The sequence below is a fragment of the Nonomuraea sp. NPDC049141 genome (assembly GCF_040648415.1).
In the GTDB taxonomy this organism is placed as follows: domain Bacteria; phylum Actinomycetota; class Actinomycetes; order Streptosporangiales; family Streptosporangiaceae; genus Nonomuraea.
Window position 1 is genome coordinate 1 of sequence record NZ_JBEZDR010000108.1, and the last position, 2,844, is coordinate 2,844.

A 2,844-nucleotide genomic window follows, 5' to 3' on the forward strand; every position below is an offset into this window, starting at 1 on the left:
CTCCGGCACGCCGTACTCGGCCGCCGCGGCGGCGTACTGCTGCTGCCGGTCGTTGGTCGGCGCCGCGGCGGCGGATCCGGCGGCGGTGAGCGGCGTCGCCGCAAGGGCGGCGGCCACGGCGGCGGCCAGCAGGACGCGTCTGCTCCTCGATGTCGCTGACAGGTGCATCAGACCCCCAGTTCGGGCGGGCAAAGGTGGGGCCACCTTCGCCCCGTCCGCCGCCTCTGGTCAATACCTTTCTGTCAGACACTTCAGAAGGAAGAAAATCTTCGCCCCCCGGGTTGCGGAATCGCCCGACCGTGGTGAGTACGGAGTGTCACCGCCGCGAGGGTTGCGGATCGATAACGGTCGTCTCTACTCTGGTCATTCGTCGGCCGGTGACAATCCGTCCAACCAGGGCGGTGACGGTCCGACACCGCCGAGTCGCTCACGAGCGAGCCGGGGACCCAGGTACCCCGGGGTGAATCCGCAGTCCCTGCGGTAGGGCGCCCCTTCCCGCCCGAACCCGTCAGCTAACCCGGTAGGCGGTACGGAAGAAGGAGTACGGAACCCGGTGGCACACCATGCCCCGCGGCCACCGTCGGTCCGGTCGGCCCTCGCCGATCCGACGACGGCTGCGCCGCGCCCACGCTGGTACCGCTGCACCACCGCCCTCGCCGCCCTGGCCGCGTTCGCCGTCGTCCTGACCGGCGGCGCCACGGCGGCCCACGCCGAACCGACGGTCGCCGAGATCGAGCGGCAGATCGACGAGGACTGGAACAAGCTCGAACCCGTCATCGAACGGCACAACGCCACCCGGCAGGACCTGGCCGCCAGGCGCAGGCAGGCCGACGCGCTCGCCGCGCAGATCGGGCCGCTGGAGCGCCAGGTCGACCAGGCGATGGAGAAGGTGGGCGCACTGGCCGCCCGCGCCTACAAGGGCGAGAACGTCTCCGTCGTCAACGCCCTGCTGGGCAGCCGCTCGCCCGGCGAGATGGTCGGGCAGCTCGAACTGCTCGACCGGTTCGCCCAGCATCAGCAGCAGGACGTACGGCAGGTCGCCGAGCTGCGCGACCGGCTGGCCGCGAAGAAGGCGCCGCTGGACGAGATGGTCGCCCAGCTCAGCCGCACCGAGGCCCAGCTCGCGGCGAAGAAGAAGCAGATCAACGCCGAGATCGACCGGTTGCAGAAGCTGCGGCTGCGCGTCTACGGCAACGGCGGCGGCGGGCCGCTGCGTCCCTCCCCCTGCCCGGCCGGCTATCCCGGCGGTCCGGCCGGCACCGCCGTCAAGTTCGCCTGTGCCCAGATCGGCAAGCCCTACGTCTGGGGCGCCGAGGGGCCGAACTCGTACGACTGCTCCGGCCTGATGCTCGCCGCCTGGGCGAAGGCCGGGGTCTCGCTGCCGCACAACGCCGCCCAGCAGCGCCGGGCCACCGCGTCCGTCAGCCGGGGCGAACTGCGCCCGGGTGACCTGGTCTTCTACTACAGCGACCTGCACCACGTCGGCATCTACGTCGGCGGGGGCTGGGTGGTGCACGCCTCCCGCGCCGGGGTGCCCGTCAGGATGAAGAAGGTCGACGACGGCCCGATCCACAGCTACGGCCGGCCCGGCTGACGTGCCCGGAGGATCCCTGCCCGGCGGGGGCCTCCGCCCGGCCGAGGGTCGGGTCAGCGCGTCGGCCAGGTGCGCCAGTACTGCCAGGAGCGGCTCGGGGTCGGGCCGCGCTGCCCCTGGTAGCGGGAGCCGTAGACGGCCGAGCCGTACGGGTGCTCAGCCGGCGACGAGAGCCGGAAGATGCAGAGCTGGCCGATCTTCATGCCCGGCCAGAGGGTGATGGGCAGGTTCGCCACGTTGGACAGCTCCAGGGTCACGTGACCGGAGAAGCCCGGGTCGATGAAGCCCGCCGTGGAGTGGGTGAGCAGGCCCAGCCGGCCCAGGCTCGACTTGCCCTCCAGGCGGCCGGCGAGCTGGTCGCCGAGCGAGATCACCTCCAGCGTCGAGGCGAGCACGAACTCGCCCGGATGCAGCACGTACGGCTCGCCCTCGGGCACCTCGACCATCGACGTGAGGTCGTCCTGCTGCTGCGCGGGGTCGATGTGGGTGTAGAGGTGGTTGTTGAAGACCCGGAAGAGCTTGTCCAGGCGTACGTCGATGCTGGACGGTTGCACCAGCGCGGGCTCGAACGGCTCCAGCGCGAGCGTCCCCGCCTCGATCTCGGAGGCCAGGTCGCGGTCGGAGAGCAGCATCCGCACACCTTAGCGAGCGACACGCGTGACCTGCGTGTCGGAGTGCATCTTCGTACGTTTGTTCGATAGAATGCCGGCATGGCTTCCTGGTCCGAATTCGCCGCCGACGAGCCCCGCCTCGCCGACGGGATCCGCCTCCTCATGCAGCAGTACGGGCCGGGCTTCGGCTACCTGGCCACCGTCCGCGCCGACGGCGGTCCCCGGGTGCACCCGGTCTCTCCCGTGATCACCGACGAGGGGCTCTTCTGCTTCGTCGTCGACTCGCCCAAGCGGCGCGACCTCGAACGCGACGGCCGCTACGCGCTGCACTCCTTTCCGCCCGAGGAGAGCGACGACGAGGCCTACGTCGCCGGCCACGCCCGGCCGGTGACCGATCCGGCCCGGGTCGCCCGGCTGGCCCGCAGCCACCGGGCCGCGCCGCAGGTCGACTGGCGGGTCTTCGAGTTCACCGTCGACGTGGCGATGCTGGCCCGCCGCGAGTCCGGCGTGGCAGGCGGTGCCGCGGAGTCGCACGGCCGGCCCGCCGTCCAGGTGTGGCTCGATCCCGGCGCGGCCGCCTCGGGCACCGCCGTGCTGCCCGATACGCGGTCGGGGAGCGCATACGGCTTAGCTCCCAGG

3 protein-coding genes and 1 riboswitch are annotated in these 2,844 nt (G+C 71.8%); of the genes, 2 read left to right on the forward strand and 1 reads right to left on the reverse strand.

What is annotated here, in order from left to right; genetic code table 11:
- Positions 1-406: 406 nt before the first annotated feature.
- Positions 407-541: riboswitch (cyclic di-AMP (ydaO/yuaA leader) on the forward strand.
- Positions 542-553: 12 nt separating this feature from the next.
- Positions 554-1,594 (forward strand): NlpC/P60 family protein, encoded by a 1,041-nt coding sequence (locus AB0B91_RS64785; RefSeq protein ID WP_357659854.1) that lies wholly within the window; start codon positions 554-556, stop codon positions 1,592-1,594.
- A 53-nt stretch (positions 1,595-1,647) separates the two neighbouring features.
- Here the strand turns inward: AB0B91_RS64785 and dcd are convergent, their stop codons facing one another.
- Positions 1,648-2,226, reverse strand: a complete 579-nt coding sequence (dcd, locus tag AB0B91_RS64790; protein WP_357659855.1) for a dCTP deaminase — start codon at positions 2,224-2,226, stop codon at positions 1,648-1,650.
- Between the two features lie 78 nt (positions 2,227-2,304).
- Between dcd and AB0B91_RS64795 the strand changes: the two genes are divergently transcribed.
- Positions 2,305-2,844 (forward strand): pyridoxamine 5'-phosphate oxidase family protein (locus tag AB0B91_RS64795; RefSeq protein WP_358342948.1); only part of this gene is annotated, 540 nt, incomplete at its 3' end.

What these genes read in the sequence shown, in the direction of transcription:
- dcd (WP_357659855.1), bottom strand. Translation starts at nt 2,226, where the DNA reads ATGCTGCTCTCCGACCGCGACCTGGCCTCCGAGATCGAGGCGGGGACG.